The organism is Streptomyces sp. BR123 (genome assembly GCF_013401435.1).
GTDB lineage: Bacteria > Actinomycetota > Actinomycetes > Streptomycetales > Streptomycetaceae > Streptomyces.
Window position 1 is genome coordinate 15615 of sequence record NZ_JACBGN010000055.1, and the last position, 19151, is coordinate 34765.

Here is a 19151-nt window from a genome sequence, read left to right on the forward strand (position 1 = left end):
CACAGCGTGTGTGTGGTCGGGTGCAGGGCGTGTGACCATGAGCGTGGACGTTGCGAACAGAGGGAACGGCCATGGTCGTTCTCGGGAAGATGGGCCCATGAGCGCGACTGAGCTTCCCCCCGGCGCACACCTGGCCACGCTGCGGAAGGCGCGCGGCCTGTCTCAATCGCAGTTGGCCCGCCAAGCGAACATCTCTGTATCGCTGTTGTCGAAGATCGAAGTGGGCGATCGAACCCTCAGCCCCGCCGTTGCGGCAGAGCTGGGCAAGGCCATGGGCCTGACCATGGCGCAGGTGTTCGGGGAGGCGCCTGCTGGGCGGGCGACCGAGGCAAGCCTGTCTGAGCTACGGGACGCGATCAGGGACTACGACCTGCCAGAGGGCCGACCGATCGTGGAGGACGCGTTCACGGCCGCCATGGATGGCGCGCAGAAACTCCGCGAAGAGGTCAAGGTCGACAAGCTACTCACGGCGCTCCCTGGGCTGCTCAGGGACGCCACGGAGCACGCCCACGCGGCTAACACCCCCCAGGCGTGGATGCGGCTGGCCGATGTCTATAGCTCTGTCTACTGGCTCGCGGCCCGGCACCGCTGGATGGACATGGCGGAACTGGCCGTGACACGCCAGCGGTGGGCTGTGGAGCAGAAGCGCAACCCTCTAGGGGTGGCCGTAGCTGCCCGGGACAGGGCAGGCACCTACCTGAATTTCGGGGATGTGGAGCGCGGTCTCACCCTCGTCGATCGGTCCATCGGGCAAGCGCAGGCGAGCCTTTCCGGGGAAGAGAGGGAGGTTGCTGTCTGCATCCTCAACCTGCGGGGGATGACGTTGGCCGGCCGCCTCCCCGACAAGCGGGAAGCCAAGCGTGAAGCGCAGCGGCACATCCGATCGGCCATGGCGATCTCGGACGGCCTGTCCGGCGAGCTGAAGGTGCACGGGCTGACCGTGGGCCCGCAGAACACGTTCACGCACGTCCTGGCAACGAACGTGGATCTCGGCAGACCCCATGACGCACTTGCCCTCACAGACGATCTCGCGGGTGCCCTGACTGGGCTTCCTCCCACCCGGGTGGCGCCCACCTACATCAACGCGGCCCGTGCGCAGCTGGACGTAGGGAAACTGGGATGCAGCCCTGGACAACCTCACGCTTGCCTTCGGCGCGGCCCCGCAGATGGCGCGAATTCACCCCATGGGGCGAGAAGTCCTGAGGGTGCTCGCCTCCCTGCACCGCAGGAGTAACGACAAGCTGACCCGACTGACCCGCCTGTCAGGGATGAACCTGTAACCGGGCTGCTCGGAGCCTTACCCTGCGGCTTCCGGCATGACGATCAAGGTACTGTTCCCCTCTGGTGTAGATCACCTGAAAGGGGGGCGGACCGGCATGGTACTGGCCGCAGAGATAGCCGCATACCGGGCAGGCGAAGGGGTTCCGGGCCGCTTGGTGGGCGAGTTCCGGCGGACCGCGCTGCTCGTTCCGCTTACTGACGGGTCGGACGGGGGGCTGATGTCTGCCGTGTCCGGGGGGATCCGCTGGTTCTACGCGTTCACCGACGAGGAGGCGCTGTCCCGGTTCGCGCTGGCGCGCGGTGAAGCGGGCCGGGAGTGGCCGTATCTGGCCATTCTCGGTGCCCGGCTGGTTGATGTGGTGGTGCCGCAGGTGGGCGGGCCGGCCGGAGTAGCCGTGAACGTGGCGGACGAGGACGGGTCGATGCTGTTCCCGCCGGTGGCGGGCATCGTTCCCGATGCCTGTGCCGTCGACACCGCCGACGCCCACGCCGAGGCTGACGCCGGGGTGGTGGCCTGATGGCGGCGGACAAGGATCTGGAGGTTTCGCCGCAGGCGGTCGCGGCGATCCAGTCCGGTTTGCGGGCGGCGATTGCGGAGTTGCGGGAGTCCGGTGATGCGGCCGGTGCCTCGCAGGGTGCGGGTTTCGAGAACCTGTCGATGACGGGGATGGAGACGGGGCACGCGGGGCTGGCCACGGACTTCGAGGACTTCTGCGAGCGGTGGGAGTGGGGCGTGCGCGCCCTGATCCAGGATGCGTCCACGCTGGCCGGGAACCTGGGGATCGCGGCGGGGACGGTGTGGGAGGAGGACCAGTACATCCACGGCGCGTTCAAGGTCGGGGTCAACGCTGCGTGGGGGAATCCGCATGCCAGTGAGGACGAGATCGAGAAGAAGGCCTGGGGGGACGTCCTCAGCTGGGACCTCTACAAGCCGGACTACAGCGTGCAGTCCTTCGAGAAGAGCGCGAAGGACATCAAGCAGAACTGGTCGGACACCACGGACACGGTGACCTCGACGGGGCGGATCGGATCGTTGAAGGACCTGCTGGAACAGGCCGGCGGCGGCGACGGGGACAAGGACTGACATGGGCTGGCGGGATCTCATACCGGATTCGGCAGAAGACTGGGTCGAGGACAGGGCAGAGGACCTTGGCGAGCTGATCGAGCTGGGCGGCGACAACGTCGCCGGCGTCGCCGACGACATGGGGTGGGAGAGCGCGGGCGACTGGGTCCGCGACAAGAGCCGCTCGGCGGCCAACCAGCTCGGCGCGGACGTCGCCGAGCTCGAGCTCGGCCAGACCGAGGACCCCAAGAGGCTCATCTACGGCAGCCCCGCGAAGATCCGCGAACAGGTCGGGCACCTGAACGACTTCAAGGAGTCCTTCACCTCCGTCGGCAACGGCCTGAAGAACCTGGCCGAGCCGGACGGACTCAAAGGCGCGGCCGCGACCGCGTTCCGGGAGGCGGTGGCCAAGGAGCCGCCGCGCTGGTTCAAGGCAGCGAAGGCCTTCGGCGACGCCGCCCAGGCCATGAGCCAGTTCGCCGAGACCGTCGAATGGGCCCAGAACAAGGCGAAAGAAGCCCTCGACGACTACAACGCGGCGAAGAAGGCCTCACAGGACGCCTACAACGCCCACAAGAAACTCGTCGACGCATACCGCGACGCGGCCGAGGCGAAGAAGGAACACCTCCCGCCCCGCCCCGCCGACACATACGACGACCCGGGCAAGGCCATGGCCACCGCCGCCCAGGACAAACTCGACAACGCCCGCAAACAGCGCAACGACGTCGCCGAAACCGTCCGAACCGCCGTCCGGACCGCCCGCGACGCAGCCCCGCCCAAACCCTCCTACGCCGAGCAGCTCGCCGACGGCATGGACTATGTCGACCTCGCCAAGACCCACCTCGCCGGCGGTGTCATCAAGGGCGCCGCCGGCATGGTCAGCTTCGCGCGGAGCCTGAACCCGGCCGACCCGTACAACATCACCCACCCCGCCGAGTACGTGACGAGCCTGAACTCCACCGCGGCGGGCCTGGTCACGATGGCCAACGACCCGTGGGGCGCGGGCAAGAAGATGCTCGACGACTTCATGAAGGACTCCAACGAGGGCATCGGCAAGTTCCTTTTCGAACTGGGCGGCTCCAAGGGCGCCGGCGCCGCGAAGAAGGCCGCCACCGCCGCCAAGCACCTGGAAGACACCAAAGGCCCCGCCCGCCAGGGCCTGGACAACGACGGTCCCGACGCTCACAGCACCCCGGACAGTGGGACGACCACAGGCGACACCGACCCGATCGATCTGGCAACCGGCCGGATGTTCCTGCCTCAGACCGACATCGTGCTCCCCGGCACCCTGCCTCTGGCCTTCGTCCGGCGCGCGGAATCTGGGTACACGGCCGGCCGCTGGTTCGGCCCGTCTTGGGCGTCAACGATCGACCAGCACCTTGAGATAGACGCCGCGGGCGTCGTGCTGGTCTCCGAGGACGGGTTGCTCGTTGCCTATCCGCATCCTGCTCCCGGAGTCCCGGTTATGCCCGGGACTGGGCCGCTCCGCCCGCTGGAGCGCATGCCGGATGGTGATTGGGTGCTGACGGACCCGGCTTCCGGGCACGTACGCCGCTTCAGCCCGCCGGCGGACGGAGCCGAGGACGGCATTGCGCCGATCGCCCAGATCGAAGACCGCAATGGCAACCTGATCACTTTCGAGTACGACGACCAGGGCGTCCCGCTCGGGATATCCCACTCTGGCGGCTACCGTCTCCGCTTCGACACCGCCGACGGCCGCGTCACCGCCCTCCACCTGGCCGACGGCCCGCGGATCCTCGCGTACGGCTATACCGACGGAAACCTCACTGAGGTCACCAATTCCTCCAGCCTGCCGCTCCGCTTGACCTATGACGACCGCGGACGCATCACCTCCTGGACCGACACCAACAACAGTCGCTACGACTACACCTACGACGATCAGAACCGGTGTGTTGCGCAGGGCGGCAGCGAGGGCCACCTCGCATTGACGCTCTCATACGACGCACGGGAGCCGAAGACCGGCAACCGGATCACCGCCGTCACCACCCCCGAGGGGCACACCCGCCGCTACCTGATCGATGACCGGTACCGGGTCGTCGCCGAGATCGACCCGCTGGGCGCGGTCACCCGCTACCAGTACGACAGCCGCGGCCGCGTGATCAGCCGTACCGATCCGCTGGGCGCTACCTGTCTCCAGGAGTACGACGAAGCGGGGCGGATCACCCGCGCGATACGTCCCGACGGCCGCACCGCCGGCATCGAGTACGACGAGCTTGGCCTGCCGGTACGCGTGGCCAATGCCGACGGCACGATCATCCGCCAGACTTACGACGAGCGCGGCAACCGCACGTCGCTTACCACCTCGGCGGGTGCCGTCACCACGTTCGGCTACGACGAACGCGGCCACGTCGTCACAGTGACCAATCCGCTGGGCGCCGTCACCCGCTACACAACCGACGCGGCCGGTCTGCCACTCACCATCACGGACCCCCTCGGCGCCACCTCCCGATGCGAGCGGGACGCGTTCGGGCGCCCAGTGCGCGTGACCGACCCGCTCGGCGGGGTGACGACCGTGGAGTGGACTCCGGAGGGGCTCCCCGCCCGCCGGGTGGACCCGGACGGCGCCGAGTCGGTGTGGAGTTACGACGGCGAGGGCAACTGCACCGCCTTCACCGACCCGGCGGGTGGGGTGACCCGTTTCGAGTACACCCACTTCGACCTCCTCGCCGCCCGGACCGGGCCCGACGGCGTACGGCACGAGTACACCTACGACGCGTTGCTGCGGCTGACGGGCGTACGCAACCCCCAGGGACTGACCTGGGAGTACAAGTACGACGCGGCGGGGCGGCTGACATCGGAGACCGATTTCGACGGCCTGACCCTGAGCTACTCCTACGACCCGACCGGACGGCTACGCTCCCGCACAAACGGTCTGGGTGAGGAGATCGCGTACGAGCGGGACGTGCTCGGCCGAATCATCCGCAAGACCTCCCCCGCCGGTACGGCGACGTTCGAGTTCGACGTCTTCGACCTGCCGGCGGCGGCGGTCTCCTCCGACGGCACCACGCTGGTCCGCATCCGCGACCGGCACGGCCGACTGGTCGAGGAGCAAGTCGACGGCCGCACGGTCCGCTACGCGTACGACGAGCTAAGCCGACCGGTCACCATGACCACCCCCACCGGGGCGGAGACCCGCTGGAGGTACGACGCGGGCGGCCACTGCACCGAGATCACCGCCTCGGGCCGGACCCTGACCTTCGAGCGAGACGCCGCCGGCCGTGAACTGACGCGCCGCATCGGCGACACCACCGAACTCCACCAAACCTTCGACGCGGCTGGCCGGCTCACCACCCGACACATCACCGGCCCGGACCAGCGGACCCTGCTGCGCCGCGGCTACAGCTACCGTGCCGACGGCAATCTGCTGGCCATCGACGACGAGGCCACGGGGCCGCGGACCTTCACCCTGGACTCCGCCTCCCGGGTTACCGCCGTGGACGCCGCTTCCTGGTCGGAGCGCTATGCCTACGACGAGGCGGGCAACCAGACCTCGGCCGCCTGGCCGGAGCAGCTGGGCGCGGAAGCCATCGGCGACCGCGCCTACACTGGAACGCGGATCACCCGGGCGGGCCGTGTCCGCTATGAGCACGACGCCCAAGGCCGCGTGATCCTGCGGCAGAAGACCCGCCTCTCCCGGAAGCCGGACACCTGGCACTACACCTGGGACGCGGACGACCGGCTCACAGAGGTAACCACCCCGGACGGGACGCGCTGGCGCTACCGCTACGACGCGCTGGGCCGCCGTGCCGCGAAGCAGCGCCTTGCCTCGAGCGATGCCTCACATGAGACATCGGCGAAGTCGGACGAGGTCGTGGAGGAGACCGTCTTCACATGGGACGGTCCAACCCTCATCGAGCAAACGACACGCTCGGCAGGGAACCCGCACGAGGTCACGCTCACCTGGACGCACTCCTGCCTGCACCCGCTCACGCAGGCGGAGTCCATACGCCAGGTACAGCAAGGGGCGAGGGAATCGAAGGCGTCGCAGGAGGAGATCGACAGCCGGTTCTTCGCCATCGTCACCGACCTGGTCGGAACCCCGACCGAGCTCATCGACGAACAGGGCGAGGTCGCCTGGCGCACCCGTTCGACGGTATGGGGCAAGACAAGCTGGAACCGGGACGCATCCGCCTACACCCCGCTGCGCTTCCCAGGCCAGTACCACGATCCAGAAACCGGCCTCCACCACAACTACTTCCGCACCTACGACCCGGAAACCGCCCGCTACCTGACGAGCGACCCACTGGGCCTCGCGCCGGCCCCGAACCCGGTCGCCTACGTCACCAACCCGCACGTGTGGGTGGACCCGCTGGGCCTCAGTGGCTGCCCAAAGAAGGACCAGGAACAGAAAGCCCTGCCCCCGTCCAAGCGTGGTGACACCGTCCCGCACCTGGAGGGGTCGACTATCGTCGCGCGCTTCGCCAAGCCGGGCGAGGAGTTCAACATGGTGATCTCCCGCGGTCAGACCGATCCGGGCGGATTCGGTACGTTCGACGACGTCCCCAACCAGCAGTACGTTCGCGACCAGATGGCCGTCCGCACCGACTGGAAGCCCGACGTCTCGCTCCTGCAGCGCTACCGCATCTCCGACGGTGACCCGATCCTCGTCCAGGAGAGCATCATCGGACCTCAGATGGACGAGAAGCTGGGCCGTCTGCCCGGTGGTGGGACTCAAATAGAGATCATGGAATTCACAGACCGAGCCCGGTTGATACCAGTCGGCCCACCTAAGGAGATTCCCAAGTGACAGCAGAAGAGCCCGATGTCGTGGTCACCTGGACCCGGGGTGACACCACCATCCGTTGGAGTGGCCCCGCCGGGGATGTCGAGAAGAAGTATGAGCTGCCACCACGGATCGTCCTGGCGTGGCGGGAGTACGACGAGACGCTGGTGCTGGTGGTGGAAGCGATCAACAGCGCGCCCTTCACCCCATCGGACAACGCGGTGGTCTACCAGGCTGACGGCTCGGAGCGGTTCCGACTGCGCCCACCGCGCAACCTGTTGCCGGACCCAAACGACGTGCACGGCTTCTACACCGCCTTCCCACAGGACGGGAGGCCACTCCTGGTCATGGTCACCCGCAACGCGGGCGACTTCCAGGGCCGCATCGACCTGGAGACCGGCGAGATCGTGGACACCAACCACTGGCGCTGAGTCGGAGGAAGAGCCAAGTGGCGAGGGCGGTGGGGCCGGACAGACGTCTCTGCCTGGCCCGCTGTGGTCACCCCCACGCCCGTTGTTAAGCGGCTTCGTCGCAGTGCCGGCAGTCATGGGCATCCCCGGTTCGGGGTGCCAGGCTGGCCGCTCTACGTCCGATCTCAAGCGCGCAGGCGGTTGACCTGGCACCGTGGCAACGGTGCCGCCAACCGCTCTGCTCCGCTCGTCTCCGCTGGTCAGACCAGCTTCAGAAGCCGTGACCGGAATCGAACCGGTGTTGCTCGATTTGCAATCGAGTCCCTCAACCACTCGGGCACACGGCCTTGTTTGGCTTCGGGTACGACCGTATGGGGGGCGGGGGCGGCCCCGGAAGGGAGCCCCCGGGGGTGCAATGAGACCGCCATGCTGTGTTCACAGGCCGGGGCCTGCGGCTCTCGGCCTAGGTCCTGCGGATGAGGGGGGTTCCGTCTGACGGACAGGGGCGGAAGTGGGGTGTGCCGCTTACGCTGAGGCGATGAGCGTCCTTGAGCCCCGTGTCTCGCAGACCGGTACATCCCCCGTCCCGCCTCCTGACCAGGGCGGGATTCTCGGGTCCGCGTACCGGACGCTCAGCATCGGGATGATCTCCTGCATCTTCCTGATCGCCTTCGAGGCCACCGCCGTCGGCACCGCCATGCCCGTCGCCGCGCGCGAGCTCGACGGGATCGGGGTCTATGCCTTTGCGTTTTCTGCTTACTTCACCACCAGTCTCTTCGGGATGGTGCTGTCCGGGCAGTGGTGTGACCGCCGCGGGCCGCTGCGGGCGCTGACCGCGGGGATCGGGGCGTTCGCCGCCGGGCTGGTCCTGGCCGGGACCGCGACGGCCATGTGGGTGTTCGTGCTGGGCCGGGCGGTGCAGGGCTTCGGCGGGGGGCTCGTCATCGTCGCCCTGTACGTGGTGGTGAGCCGGGCCTACGAGGAGCGGCTGCGGCCCGCGATCATGGCTGCCTTCGCCGCGAGCTGGGTGGTCCCGTCGATCGTCGGGCCGCTGGCCGCGGGGACGGTCACCGAGCACCTCGGCTGGCGGTGGGTGTTCCTCGGGATTCCGGTGCTGGTCGTCGTACCGCTCGCGGTCGCGCTGCCCGCGATACGGCGGACCGCGGCCGGGCCGGTCGATCCGGACGCGCCGCCCGTCGCGTTCGACCGGCGCCGGATCCGGCTGGCGTTCGGGATCTCCCTCGGGGCGGGGCTGCTCCAGTACGCCGCCCAGGACCTGCGGTGGTGGTCGCTGCTGCCGGGGGCCGTCGGGGCGGGCCTGCTGGTGCCCGCCGTGCTGGGGCTGCTGCCGCGCGGGACGTACCTGGCGCGGCGCGGGCTGCCGTCGGTGGTCCTGCTGCGCGGGGTCGCGGCGGGCTCGTTCATCGCGGCCGAGAGCTTCGTGCCGCTGATGCTGGTCACTCAGCGGGGGCTGAGCCCGACGCTGGCCGGGTTCTCGCTGGCGCTGGGCGGGCTGACCTGGGCGGGCGGTTCGTGGATCCAGTCCACGGGCCGGGTGGCGCCGTACCGGGAGCGGCTGATGGTGCTCGGGATGGTGCTGGTGGCGTTCGCGATCGCCGCGGCGCCGGCGGTGCTGGTGCCGTGGGTGCCGGTGTGGTCGCTGGCCCTGACCTGGGGCATCGGCTGTCTCGGCATGGGGCTCGTGATCGGGTCGACGAGCGTGCTGCTGCTGAAGCTGTCGGCGCCGGAGGAGGCGGGGGCGAACTCCGCCGCGCTGCAGATCTCCGACGCCCTGGCGAACGTGGTGCTGCTGGCCGCGGGCGGGGCCGCGTTCGCCGCGCTGGGCGGGGGCGCGGTGGGGGCCGCCGCCCACGCGGCCGGGGAGGCGGCCAGCGCCGCCGCCTCGCATCCCGCCGCCTTCGCCGTCGTCTTCCTGCCGATGGCCGCGGTCGCGCTGGTCGGCGCCTGGGTCGCCACCCGCCTGCACGAGCGCCCGGCCACGGAAATCGGCTGATCGGCCAGCGCCGCGTCGCTACGCTGCGTGCATGAACGAGCTGATCGTCCGGCTCTCCGCCGCCGAGTGCGCGGAGCTCGCCGACCTCGCCGACGCCACCGGCTCCACGCCCGAGGAGCATGCCGCCGCAGCCGTACGCGAGCACCTGCGCCGGGAGCGCGAGCAGGTCGGCGCTGCGGCGGCCCGGCTGGCCCGGCAGCACGCCCCGCTCCTGAAGCGGCTCGGCGCATGACCGCGAACCACACCATCACCGCTCCTGTGCGGCACCTCACCCTCGCCGAGGTGCTCGACCTGGCCCGGCACGCCTGCCTGGCCCAGGACCAGCCCGTCGAGTTGCGCGCCCCCGGCCTGCTGGAGTCGGCGGTGCACCGGCCGCGGGCCCGCATGTTCGGGACGCCGGCGTACGAGGACCCGTACGAGCAGGCTGCCGCGCTGCTCCACGGCATCGCGACGAACCATCCCCTGGTCGACGGGAACAAGCGCACCGCCTGGCTCGCGGCCGCGACGTTCCTCGCCGTGAACGGCATCGACCCGGCGGCCGTCGACCAGGACGCCGCGTACGGCCTGGTCGTCGACGTGGCGTCCGGGGCCGAGGCCGAGGTGCCGGTGATCGCTTCCCGGCTGCGGGAGTTGCGGCCGGTGTGACACTCGCCGCACCGCCCGAGGTCACGGGCCTGTCCCTCCGCGAGGGGCGGGCCGGCCCCGGTAGGGTGGCCCGGTTGTCCTTCGAACGAACGCCGTCGAGAGCCCGAACCGGAGACCGTGACTACTACCGCCTCCCACCACCTCTCACCCGCCTTCCCCGGCCGCGCGCCGTGGGGTACCGCCAGCAAACTGCGTGCCTGGCAACAGGGCGCGCTGGACAAGTACATCCAGACCCAGCCGCGTGACTTCCTCGCCGTCGCCACCCCAGGCGCCGGCAAGACCACCTTCGCGCTGACCCTCGCCTCCTGGCTGCTGCACCACCACGTGGTGCAGCAGGTGACCGTGGTCGCGCCGACCGAGCACCTGAAGAAGCAGTGGGCGGAGGCCGCCGCCCGCATAGGCATCCGGCTCGACCCCGAGTACTCGGCGGGCCCGCTGAGCCGCGAGTACCACGGGGTCGCCGTCACCTACGCCGGTGTCGGCGTCCGACCGATGCTGCACCGCAACCGCTGCGAGCAGCGCAAGACCCTCGTCATCCTCGACGAGATCCACCACGCCGGCGACTCCCGCTCCTGGGGCGAAGCCTGCCTGGAGGCCTTCGACCCGGCGACCCGCCGCCTGGCCCTGACCGGCACCCCGTTCCGGTCCGACACGAACCCGATCCCCTTCGTCACGTACGAGGAGGGCAACGACGGGATCCGCCGCTCGTCCGCGGACTACACGTACGGCTACGGCCACGCGCTCGGCGACGGCGTCGTCCGGCCGGTCATCTTCCTCTCCTACAGCGGCAACATGCGCTGGCGCACCAAGGCCGGCGACGAGATCGCCGCCAAGCTCGGCGAGCCGATGACCAAGGACGCGATCAGCCAGGCCTGGCGGACCGCGCTCGACCCGCGCGGCGACTGGATGCCGAACGTGCTGCGCGCCGCCGACCAGCGGCTGACCGAGGTCCGCAAGGGCATCCCGGACGCGGGCGGCCTCGTCATCGCCGCCGACCAGGACTCGGCCCGGGCGTACGCCAAGCTGATCCGCGAGATCACCGGCACCAAGGCCACCCTCGTGCTCTCCGACGACGCGGGTGCCTCGAAGAACATCGACACCTTCAGCGGGAACACCGACCGGTGGATGGTCGCGGTCCGCATGGTGTCGGAGGGCGTCGACGTGCCCCGTCTCGCGGTGGGCGTGTACGCGACGACGATCTCGACGCCGCTGTTCTTCGCGCAGGCCGTCGGCCGGTTCGTGCGTTCGCGCAGGCGCGGCGAGACCGCCTCCGTGTTCCTTCCGACGATCCCGTACCTGCTCGGCTTCGCCAACGAGATGGAGGTCGAGCGCGACCACGTCCTGGACCGGCCGAAGAAGGCGGGCGAGGACGACGACCCGTACGCCCAGTCCGAGAAGGAGATGGAGGAGGCCAACCGGCAGGAGGACGAGGACACCGGCGAGGACGAGCAGATGTCCTTCGAGGCGCTGGAGTCCGACGCCGTCTTCGACCGGGTCCTGTACGACGGCGCCGAGTTCGGCATGCAGGCGCACCCCGGCAGCGAGGAGGAGCAGGACTACCTCGGCATCCCGGGCCTGCTGGAGCCGGACCAAGTGCAGCTGCTGCTGCAGAAGCGGCAGTCGCGGCAGATCGCGCACAGCCGGCGCAAGCCGGACGCGGATGCCGACCTGCTGGAGCTGCCGGCCGAGCGCCGCCCGGTGGTCTCGCACAAGGAACTGCTGGAGCTGCGCCGGTCGCTGAACACGATGGTGGGCGCGTACGTCCACCAGAGCGGCAAGCCGCACGGGGTGATCCACACCGAGCTGCGCCGGGTGTGCGGCGGCCCGCCGAGCGCGGAGGCGACGGCCGGGCAGCTGCAGGAGCGGATCAAGAAGGTCCAGGAGTGGGCCACCCGCATGCGCTGACCGCGCAGGCGACGTGGAGGCGACGCGTAGGGGCGACGTGCAGGGCGGGCCGGCGGTGGGGAGCACCGTACGGGCCCGCCCTGCTTCGGAATTGGTGGTTCCGGTGGGTGGGGGCGACGGACGCCGCCTCCGCGTTCCTCGTGTGGCGGCACAGGCGTATTGGGGCGCAGGGGAGCGCACAACGGCGTGTTCCGCGCTCATGAAACGGCATAAAAGGCCCGTCCGCGCCCGGATTCTGGACGAGGACTTCCGCTGAGCGGACCCGCTCGCTACTGTCCCCGCATCGAACGCCCCGTGGCAGCGCCGCCGCGGGAGCGCAGCCGGTGCCATGGCCGCTACCGGCGGCCTCTCCGTGCGTGTCGCCGTGGGACCGGCGCCGCTCCACCCCGAGAGTCACCGCCGCTCACCACGAGGGAGAGGCTTCGTGACCGCGGAAACCTCACAGACTCTCGACCGAGGTCTCAGAGTCCTCAAACTGCTCGCCGACACCGACCACGGTCTGACCGTCACCGAGCTGTCCAACCGTCTCGGCGTCAACCGCACCGTGGTCTACCGCCTGTTGGCCACCCTGGAGCAGCACGCCCTGGTCCGCCGTGACCTCGGCGGCCGGGCCCGCGTCGGGCTCGGCGTCCTGCGGCTGGGCCGGCAGGTGCACCCGCTGGTGCGCGAGGCGGCGCTGCCCGCGCTGCGCGCCCTCGCCGAGGACATAGGAGCCACCGCGCACCTGACGCTCGTCGACGGGACGGAGGCGCTCGCCGTGGCCGTCGTGGAGCCCACCTGGACCGACTACCACGTGGCCTACCGGGCCGGGTTCCGCCACCCCCTGGACCGCGGGGCCGCCGGCCGGGCCATCCTCGCCGCCCGCCAGGGCACCCTCATCGAGCCCGGGTACACGCTGACCCACGGGGAACTCGAAGCCGGTGCCAGCGGCGCCGCCGCCCCGCTCGTCGGGATCAGCGGGCTGGAGGGCAGCGTGGGCGTCGTCATGCTGTCCGACGCCGTGCCCGAGCGGGTCGGGCCGCGGGTCGTGGACGCCGCCCGCGAGGTCGCCGACGCCCTGCGCTGACCCGCGCCGCCGGCCCCGTACGAACTTCGGCCGCCGGCCCCGTACGGACCCCGGCCGCAGGTCCGTACGGACCCGGCCGCAGGCCCTGGGCGAGGCCGGCCACCGACCGCGTGCGAAGCCTGCCGCCGGCCGCGTGCGAAGTCGGCCACCGGTTCCGTACGGCGCCCCGAACGGCTGCGCCCCGGGCCGCCGGGGCGCAGCCGTGCCCGGGCCGCCCGATAGATTGGCCGTGTGCTCTCTCGCCTCTCACGTCTCTCGCGTCCCGCCGCCCTGGCCGTCTGCGCCGTGCCCGTGCTGGGCCTGTTCGCCGTGGCGGCCTTCGCACCGCTGCCCTTCGTGATCGCCCAGCCGGGGCTCACGGCGGACGTGCTCGGCGCCCACGAGGGCAAGCCGGTCATCGTCATCGGCGGCGCCCCGACCCGGCCGACCGAGGGCCAGCTGCGCATGACCACGATCCAGGCCACCGGGCCGTCGACGACCGTGCGCCTGCCCCGGCTCCTCGACGACTGGTTCGACAGCAGCCGCTCCGTCATGCCCAAGGAGGCCGTCTACCCCTCCGGCGGCAGCGACGAGGAGATCGAGAAGCACAACCTGGAACAGATGGCCGCGTCGCAGGAGGACGCCACCCAGGCGGCCCTCGGCTTCCTGAAGAAGGACCCGAAGGACGTCAAGGTCGACCTCAACCTCGCCGACGTCGGCGGCCCCAGCGCCGGCCTGCTGTTCTCCCTCGGCATCGTCGACAAGCTCGACGGCGACGGCAGCGGCGGCGACCTCACCGGCGGCCGCACCGTTGCCGGCACCGGCACCATCACCGAGGACGGCAAGGTCGGCGCGGTCGGCGGGGTGGCCCTCAAGACGCAGGCCGCCCGCCGCGACGGGGCGAGCGTGTTCCTCGTCCCGGAGGCGGAGTGCTCGGACGCGGCGTCCGAGCTGCCCGAGGGGCTGCAGCTGATCCCGGTCAGCTCCTTGTCGGACGCGGTGAACGCGCTGCGGGCGCTGAACCGGGGGGAGCCGGCTCCGTCCTGCTGACCGGCTCCCGCTCCATGGACCGCCAGGACGGGAAGACCAGCGGGGAGAGCGTCGCCAGCAGGTAGATCCCGCCGAACACGAGCAGCGCCCGGACCGTCCCGAACCCGTCGACGAGCAGGCCCGCGGCGAGCCCGCCCAGCGGCATCGTCAGCTCGCAGCCGGCGGTGGACACGCCCGCGACGCGGCTGCGCAGCGCGTCGGGGACCTTCTCGTAGACCACGGTGGTCAGGATCGGGTTGAGCATGCCCGCGCCCAGCCCGGACAGGGCCATCGTCACCGCGAGCGGCAGGGTGGTGTCGGTGAGGGCGGCGACCGCGTAGCGGGGCGCCCCGCAGAGCAGGAAGGCGGCCGCGAACACCGCCCGGCGCGGGAACCGCTCGCCCCACGCCCCGTACAGCAGGGCGCCGAGCAGTGCGAACCCGCCGAAGAGGGCGACGAGCAGGCCGACCGCGGTGGCCCCGCCGAGGGCGTCGCGGCCGTGGACGGGCAGCAGCACCGCAGACCAGCCCTGGTCCAGGCCGTTGGTCGTCATCACCATCACGGTGACGCCCAGCAGCAGCCGCGTTCGGCTCAGGAAGGCCCAGCCCTCGGCCAGTTCGGCCCGGTAGCGGGCGAACGAGATCTTCTCCGGGCGCGGCTGCGGCTCGGCCGCCGGGATGCCCCGGAGGAACACGGCGACCAGCAGGGCGGACACCGCGAAGCTGGCCGCGTCCACCAGCAGGGCGGCCTCGGCGCCGACCACTGCGATGAGGACGCCGGCCGCCGCGGCCCCGATCATCCTGGCCCCGCGGAAGACCGCGTCGTACAGGCTCGCGGCCCGGGCCACGGTGGTGCCGGCGTGCGCGGCGAGGTCGGGCAGCAGGACGTGGCGGGCGGTCAGGCCCGGGGTGTGCACGAGGCCGCTGACGGCCATCAGCGCGCACAGCATCCAGAACTCCAGCAGGTCCGCGTAGTGCAGCAGCGGGATCGCGCCGACGGCGAGCGCACAGACGGCGTCGGAGGCCGCGGAGACCCGGCGCCGGCCGACCCGGTCGATGACCGGGCCTGCGACGAGGGCCGCGACGATGACGGGCAGAGTGGCGCAGAAGGCGACGACCCCGGCCCGGCCGGCGCTGCCGGTGGTCTGCAGCACGAACCAGGGGACACCGATGAGGGTGAGGGAACTCCCCGCCGTGGAGATGGTGTTGGCGGCGAGGACGGCGGCGAAGGGGCGGCTGCTCATCCGGCGGCCCGGGCGTGGCCGTGGCCGTGGCCGGGCTGCAGCAGCCGGTTCCCGGTGCGGACCAGGGCCTCGCCCAGCCGGTTGCGCAGGGCGCGGACCGGGGCGGGCCCTGCGGGGGCGGGGGCGGCCTCGCGGGCCAGGTGCCCGGCGGCGGCCTCGGCGGCCAGCTCGGCGGTACGGGCGGCGTGGGCCGGCAGGGCGGTCCCGGCCTGTATGCCGGCAGGGGTGAAGGCGTGCATGGCAGGACTCTCCTTCTGCGTGAGGGAGCGGTGGAAGGCATGGCTGACCGGCGCGCGACCTGCCGTTTCCAGGTGCGCGTTGCGCGTTGCGCGTTGCGTGTTGCGCGGTCGCGGTGTGCGGTGCGGGGAGTGCTGCGTGCTGTGCTGTTGTGCGGGGGTGCCCGGGGGTGGCTACTCGCTGCCGCTGCCGCTGCGCGGGAAGGCGTGGGTGTGGAAGCGGACCGTCTCGGACGTCTCGTCCTGCGGCGCGTCGCGGTAGCTGTTGATCAGGTCGTGCACCCGGCGGACGAGGTCGAGGCTCTGCTCGGGGGTCAGGTGCAGGGTGAAGTCGCTGATGTCCGAGGCCTGCCGCCACCCCTGGGACCAGGCGTCGGCGTTGCCGAGCCAGGTGTTCAGCTCCTGGGCGTGGATCGTCGCGATCTCGTGCAGGAAGAGGTCGGCTGCGTCGCGGGTGGTGGGGTCCTCGTCGTACATGAGCTGCTCGTCGAAGGCGGTGCCCTCGTGGGCGGCCTTCCACCAGCGCTCGCGGCCCTTGCCGTGCCCGGGCGCGTCCTCGACGAACCCGTGGGCGGCGAGCTGGCGCAGGTGGTAGCTGGTGGCGCCGCTGGACTCGCCGAACCGCTCCGCGAGCTGCGAGGCAGTGGCCGGGCCGTCCTGGCGCAGGGCGCCCAGCAGGCGGATGCGCAGGGGGTGGGCGAGGCCCCGCAGGGAGCGGGCGTCGAGGGTGCGGGTCTTGGGTTCCGGGGTTCGAGGGGCTTCCGGCTTCTCGGGCATGCCTCAACCGTAGGCGTGCAAAGAAACCTATGCAAGGATTTCTTTGCAACGCCTTCTTTGGAAAGCCCGCCTCCGGAGCGGGCCGCCGGTTCAACCCTCCTGTGCCGCCTGCTCCACGAGCGGGATGACCCGCAGCGGCACCGGGTTCTCCATCACGATTGCCGTCGACGCCCGTACGATCCCGTCGAACCCGACGACCCGGTCGATCACCCGCTGCAGATCGGCGTTGGAGCGCGCCACCAGCCGGCACAGCATGTCCCCGTGCCCGGTCGTCGTGTGCAGCTCCAGCACCTCCGGCACCCCGCTCAGGTGCGCCCGCACGTCGGCACCCTGGCCCTGCTTGATCTCCAGCGTGGCGAACGCGGTCACCGGGTACCCGAGGGCGGCCGGGTCCACCTGCGGCCCGAAACCGCGGATCACCCCGTTCGACTGCAGCCGGTCCAACCGTGCCTGCACGGTGCCGCGGGCCACCCCCAGCCGGCGCGAGGCCTCCAGGACCCCTATCCGCGGTTCGCGGGCGAGCAGGACGATGAGGCGACCGTCGAGTTCGTCGATTCCCATAGCTGCGGCTCCATGCTGCTCACGAGTGGTCATACTGCACAGATGTTTCAGCAATACTGCCGCCGCGCTGGCCAGTTTGTACAGCAGAACAGGAAACTATTGCGCAGCTTGTGGATCGGCGGGACTCTGCGCTCATGACTGAGTCTTTGGCGAACCTCGAAACCACCCCGCACACCGCGCGTGAGGCCGACCCCTTCCCGGTGAAGGGCATGGACGCGGTCGTCTTCGCCGTCGGCAACGCCAAGCAGGCCGCGCACTACTACTCGACCGCGTTCGGCATGAAGCTGGTGGCCTACTCCGGCCCGGAGAACGGCGTCCGTGAGACGGCGAGCTACGTCCTGACCAACGGCTCCGCCCGCTTCGTCATGACCTCGGTCATCAAGGCGAGCACCGACCACGGCCGCTTCCTCGCCGAGCACGTCGCCGCGCACGGCGACGGCGTCATCGACCTCGCCATCGAGGTCCCGGACGTCCGCGCCGCATACGCATACGCCGTCGAGCAGGGCGCCCGCGGCCTCGACGAGCCGTACGAGGTGTCCGACGAGCACGGCACGGTCGTCCTCGCCGCCATCGCCACCTACGGCCAGACCCGCCACACCCTGGTCGAGCGGAAGAACTACACCGGCCCCTACCTGCCCGGCTTCGTCGCCGTCGCCCCCATGGTCGAGCCGCCGGCCAAGCGCACCTTCCAGGCCATCGACCACTGCGTCGGCAACGTCGAGCTCGGCCGGATGGACGAGTGGGTCGGGTTCTACAACAAGGTCATGGGCTTCACGAACATGAAGGAGTTCGTGGGCGACGACATCGCGACCGAGTACTCGGCGCTGATGTCGAAGGTCGTCGCGGACGGCACCCTCAAGGTGAAGTTCCCGATCAACGAGCCGGCGATCGCGAAGAAGAAGTCGCAGATCGACGAGTACCTGGAGTTCTACGGCGGCGCCGGCGTCCAGCACATCGCGCTCGCCTCGAACGACATCGTCGCGACCGTCCGCTCGATGCGGGCGGCGGGCGTGCAGTTCCTCGACACGCCGGACTCGTACTACGACACCCTCGGCGAGTGGGTCGGCGAGACCCGCGTGCCGATCGACACCCTGCGCGAGCTGAAGATCCTCGCCGACCGCGACGAGGACGGCTACCTGCTCCAGATCTTCACCAAGCCGGTGCAGGACCGCCCGACCGTCTTCTTCGAGATCATCGAGCGCCACGGCTCGATGGGCTTCGGCAAGGGCAACTTCAAGGCCCTGTTCGAGGCGATCGAGCGCGAGCAGGCCAAGCGCGGCAACCTCTAGGACCCGCTGCCCCGGCCCGGCTGTGCCCCCGGCCGTGACCCGGCCCCGGTTCCGCACACGGCAGGCCCCCGCCCCCTCGGGCAGGGGCCTGTCCCGCGTCCGGGGCCGCGTCAGCCCGCCGCCGGGTCGGTCGGCTTCGGCCGCGCGGGCTCGGGCGCGGACTCCGCCGGCCCGGGCTTGCCGGGCTCCGCGGACCCCCGCGGCTCTGCCGACTCCCGGAGCTCCGCGGACCCCCTGGACTCCTGCGGCTCCGCGGGCTTGGCGGGCTCCGCGGGCTTGGCCGGCTCCCGCTTCGCCGCCGGCTTCGGTTTCGGCGGCGCCGCCGGCTTCGGCAGCTCCGGCGGCACCCACGGCACGGCCGGCTGCACGTTCTCCGGCCCGCCCGGCGGCGGCTGCCCGATCGCCGCCAGCGCCTCGACGGCCAGCGGGCCCCGCACCGGCGAGAACCGCGGGTTCGTCCGCACCGCCTCCTGCAGGTGCCGCCGCGCCGACGCGTGGTCGCCCAACGCCCACTCGATCACCCCGCGGTGGTAGGCGAAGTCCGCGCTCCGCAGCCCCCGGTCCGCCGCCTTCCGCGCGTACTCCAGCGCCGCCGCATCATCGCCCAGCCGGTGCAGCGCCCACCCCAGCGCATCGGCCACCTGCACGTTCTTGTGCCGCGCCCACTCCGCCGTCAGCCGCCGCACCGCCGCGCCGGGATCCCCGTGGTCCGCCTCGAACAGGCCGAGCACCACCGACTCGTTCACCCCGCCCCGCCCGTTCGCGGCCGCCGCCCGCAGCAGGTCGAGCGGCGCCTTCGCCTCGTCCCCGCGCCCCAGCGACTCCAGCAGCTCGACCAGCTCCAGCGCCAGCCGCGGCGACTGCGCCCGCCCCAGCGCCAGCCGGTAGTCCCGTACCGCCTCCCCGCCC

16 protein-coding genes, 1 tRNA gene and 1 pseudogene are annotated in these 19151 nt (G+C 71.1%); 12 read left to right on the plus strand and 6 right to left on the minus strand.

The features are described from left to right. Window positions 1-97 precede the first annotated feature (97 nt). The 5 genes from HYE82_RS12070 to HYE82_RS12090 all read left to right on the plus strand — a co-directional run bounded on the left by HYE82_RS12070 (window position 98) and on the right by HYE82_RS12090 (window position 7519). A complete protein-coding gene (locus HYE82_RS12070) occupies window positions 98-1234 on the plus strand; it encodes a helix-turn-helix domain-containing protein (RefSeq protein ID WP_256987112.1) in 1137 nt (378 codons plus the stop codon). A gap of 142 nt (window positions 1235-1376) precedes the next feature. Beyond that, window positions 1377-1799 carry an SseB family protein gene (locus HYE82_RS12075; protein WP_179174014.1) on the plus strand — a complete coding sequence of 141 codons (423 nt, stop codon included), beginning with the start codon at window positions 1377-1379 and terminating at the stop codon, window positions 1797-1799. Then, complete coding sequence (locus HYE82_RS12080) at window positions 1799-2365, plus strand: hypothetical protein (protein ID WP_179173999.1); 567 nt, start codon at window positions 1799-1801, stop codon at window positions 2363-2365. Before HYE82_RS12075 ends, HYE82_RS12080 begins: the two co-directional genes overlap by 1 nt. Window position 2366: 1 nt before the next feature. Next, window positions 2367-7112: a putative T7SS-secreted protein gene (locus HYE82_RS12085; RefSeq protein WP_179174000.1), complete on the plus strand. Its 4746-nt coding sequence runs from the start codon at window positions 2367-2369 to the stop codon at window positions 7110-7112. Then, window positions 7109-7519, plus strand: a complete 411-nt coding sequence (locus HYE82_RS12090; RefSeq protein WP_179174001.1) for a hypothetical protein — start codon at window positions 7109-7111, stop codon at window positions 7517-7519. Before HYE82_RS12085 ends, HYE82_RS12090 begins: the two co-directional genes overlap by 4 nt. Window positions 7520-7773: 254 nt before the next feature. Here the strand turns inward: HYE82_RS12090 and HYE82_RS12095 are convergent. Then, window positions 7774-7845, minus strand: a tRNA-Cys gene (locus HYE82_RS12095). Window positions 7846-8036: 191 nt separating this feature from the next. Here HYE82_RS12095 and HYE82_RS12100 point away from each other — a divergent pair. The 6 genes from HYE82_RS12100 to HYE82_RS12125 all read left to right on the plus strand — a co-directional run bounded on the left by HYE82_RS12100 (window position 8037) and on the right by HYE82_RS12125 (window position 14157). After that, window positions 8037-9512, plus strand: coding sequence for an MFS transporter (locus HYE82_RS12100; RefSeq protein WP_179174002.1), 1476 nt, complete (start codon window positions 8037-8039; stop codon window positions 9510-9512). 31 nt (window positions 9513-9543) lie between these two features. Next, the gene (locus HYE82_RS12105) at window positions 9544-9744 is read left to right on the plus strand and encodes a hypothetical protein (RefSeq protein ID WP_179174003.1); all 201 of its coding nucleotides are present in this window, start codon (window positions 9544-9546) and stop codon (window positions 9742-9744) included. Beyond that, on the plus strand, window positions 9741-10157 hold the full coding sequence (locus tag HYE82_RS12110; RefSeq protein ID WP_179174004.1) for a type II toxin-antitoxin system death-on-curing family toxin: 417 nt from the start codon (window positions 9741-9743) through the stop codon (window positions 10155-10157). The genes HYE82_RS12105 and HYE82_RS12110 overlap by 4 nt, the downstream gene beginning before the upstream one ends. Window positions 10158-10274: 117 nt before the next feature. Further along, a complete protein-coding gene (locus HYE82_RS12115; RefSeq protein ID WP_179174005.1) occupies window positions 10275-12062 on the plus strand; it encodes a DEAD/DEAH box helicase in 1788 nt (595 codons plus the stop codon). 424 nt (window positions 12063-12486) lie between these two features. After that, a complete protein-coding gene (locus HYE82_RS12120) occupies window positions 12487-13128 on the plus strand; it encodes an IclR family transcriptional regulator (protein ID WP_179174006.1) in 642 nt (213 codons plus the stop codon). 231 nt (window positions 13129-13359) lie between these two features. Beyond that, window positions 13360-14157: a S16 family serine protease gene (locus tag HYE82_RS12125; RefSeq protein ID WP_179174007.1), complete on the plus strand. Its 798-nt coding sequence runs from the start codon at window positions 13360-13362 to the stop codon at window positions 14155-14157. On the opposite strand, the gene HYE82_RS12130 is transcribed toward HYE82_RS12125, so the two are convergent. The 4 genes from HYE82_RS12130 to HYE82_RS12145 all read right to left on the minus strand — a co-directional run bounded on the left by HYE82_RS12130 (window position 14087) and on the right by HYE82_RS12145 (window position 16953). Beyond that, entirely contained in the window at window positions 14087-15379 is a 1293-nt protein-coding gene (locus HYE82_RS12130) for an MFS transporter (protein ID WP_179174008.1), read from the minus strand. The genes HYE82_RS12125 and HYE82_RS12130 overlap by 71 nt on opposite strands. After that, on the minus strand, window positions 15376-15618 hold the full coding sequence (locus HYE82_RS12135) for a hypothetical protein (protein WP_179174009.1): 243 nt from the start codon (window positions 15616-15618) through the stop codon (window positions 15376-15378). The genes HYE82_RS12130 and HYE82_RS12135 overlap by 4 nt, the downstream gene beginning before the upstream one ends. A 171-nt stretch (window positions 15619-15789) precedes the next feature. Further along, window positions 15790-16392 (minus strand): transcriptional regulator, encoded by a 603-nt coding sequence (locus HYE82_RS12140; protein WP_179174010.1) that lies wholly within the window; start codon window positions 16390-16392, stop codon window positions 15790-15792. A 90-nt stretch (window positions 16393-16482) separates the two neighbouring features. Further along, a complete protein-coding gene (locus tag HYE82_RS12145) occupies window positions 16483-16953 on the minus strand; it encodes an Lrp/AsnC family transcriptional regulator (RefSeq protein WP_179174011.1) in 471 nt (156 codons plus the stop codon). Between the two features lie 134 nt (window positions 16954-17087). Here HYE82_RS12145 and hppD point away from each other — a divergent pair, with 134 nt between their 5' ends. Then, window positions 17088-18242, plus strand: a complete 1155-nt coding sequence (gene hppD / locus HYE82_RS12150; RefSeq protein WP_179174012.1) for a 4-hydroxyphenylpyruvate dioxygenase — start codon at window positions 17088-17090, stop codon at window positions 18240-18242. A 110-nt stretch (window positions 18243-18352) separates the two neighbouring features. On the opposite strand, the pseudogene HYE82_RS12155 reads toward hppD, so the two are convergent. Further along, window positions 18353-19151, minus strand: a pseudogene (locus HYE82_RS12155) (hypothetical protein); the annotation flags it as partial.

Bases quoted from the DNA above. Each gene is read 5' to 3' on its own strand.
- HYE82_RS12070 (WP_256987112.1), top strand. From the start codon at position 98: ATGAGCGCGACTGAGCTTCCCCCCGGCGCACACCTGGCCACGCTGCGG.
- HYE82_RS12130 (WP_179174008.1), bottom strand. From the start codon at position 15,379: ATGAGCAGCCGCCCCTTCGCCGCCGTCCTCGCCGCCAACACCATCTCC.
- HYE82_RS12140 (WP_179174010.1), bottom strand. From the start codon at position 16,392: ATGCCCGAGAAGCCGGAAGCCCCTCGAACCCCGGAACCCAAGACCCGC.
- HYE82_RS12080 (WP_179173999.1), top strand. From the start codon at position 1,799: ATGGCGGCGGACAAGGATCTGGAGGTTTCGCCGCAGGCGGTCGCGGCG.
- HYE82_RS12145 (WP_179174011.1), bottom strand. From the start codon at position 16,953: ATGGGAATCGACGAACTCGACGGTCGCCTCATCGTCCTGCTCGCCCGC.
- HYE82_RS12105 (WP_179174003.1), top strand. From the start codon at position 9,544: ATGAACGAGCTGATCGTCCGGCTCTCCGCCGCCGAGTGCGCGGAGCTC.
- HYE82_RS12135 (WP_179174009.1), bottom strand. From the start codon at position 15,618: ATGCACGCCTTCACCCCTGCCGGCATACAGGCCGGGACCGCCCTGCCG.
- HYE82_RS12110 (WP_179174004.1), top strand. From the start codon at position 9,741: ATGACCGCGAACCACACCATCACCGCTCCTGTGCGGCACCTCACCCTC.
- HYE82_RS12100 (WP_179174002.1), top strand. From the start codon at position 8,037: ATGAGCGTCCTTGAGCCCCGTGTCTCGCAGACCGGTACATCCCCCGTC.
- HYE82_RS12075 (WP_179174014.1), top strand. From the start codon at position 1,377: ATGGTACTGGCCGCAGAGATAGCCGCATACCGGGCAGGCGAAGGGGTT.
- hppD (WP_179174012.1), top strand. From the start codon at position 17,088: ATGACTGAGTCTTTGGCGAACCTCGAAACCACCCCGCACACCGCGCGT.
- HYE82_RS12085 (WP_179174000.1), top strand. From the start codon at position 2,367: ATGGGCTGGCGGGATCTCATACCGGATTCGGCAGAAGACTGGGTCGAG.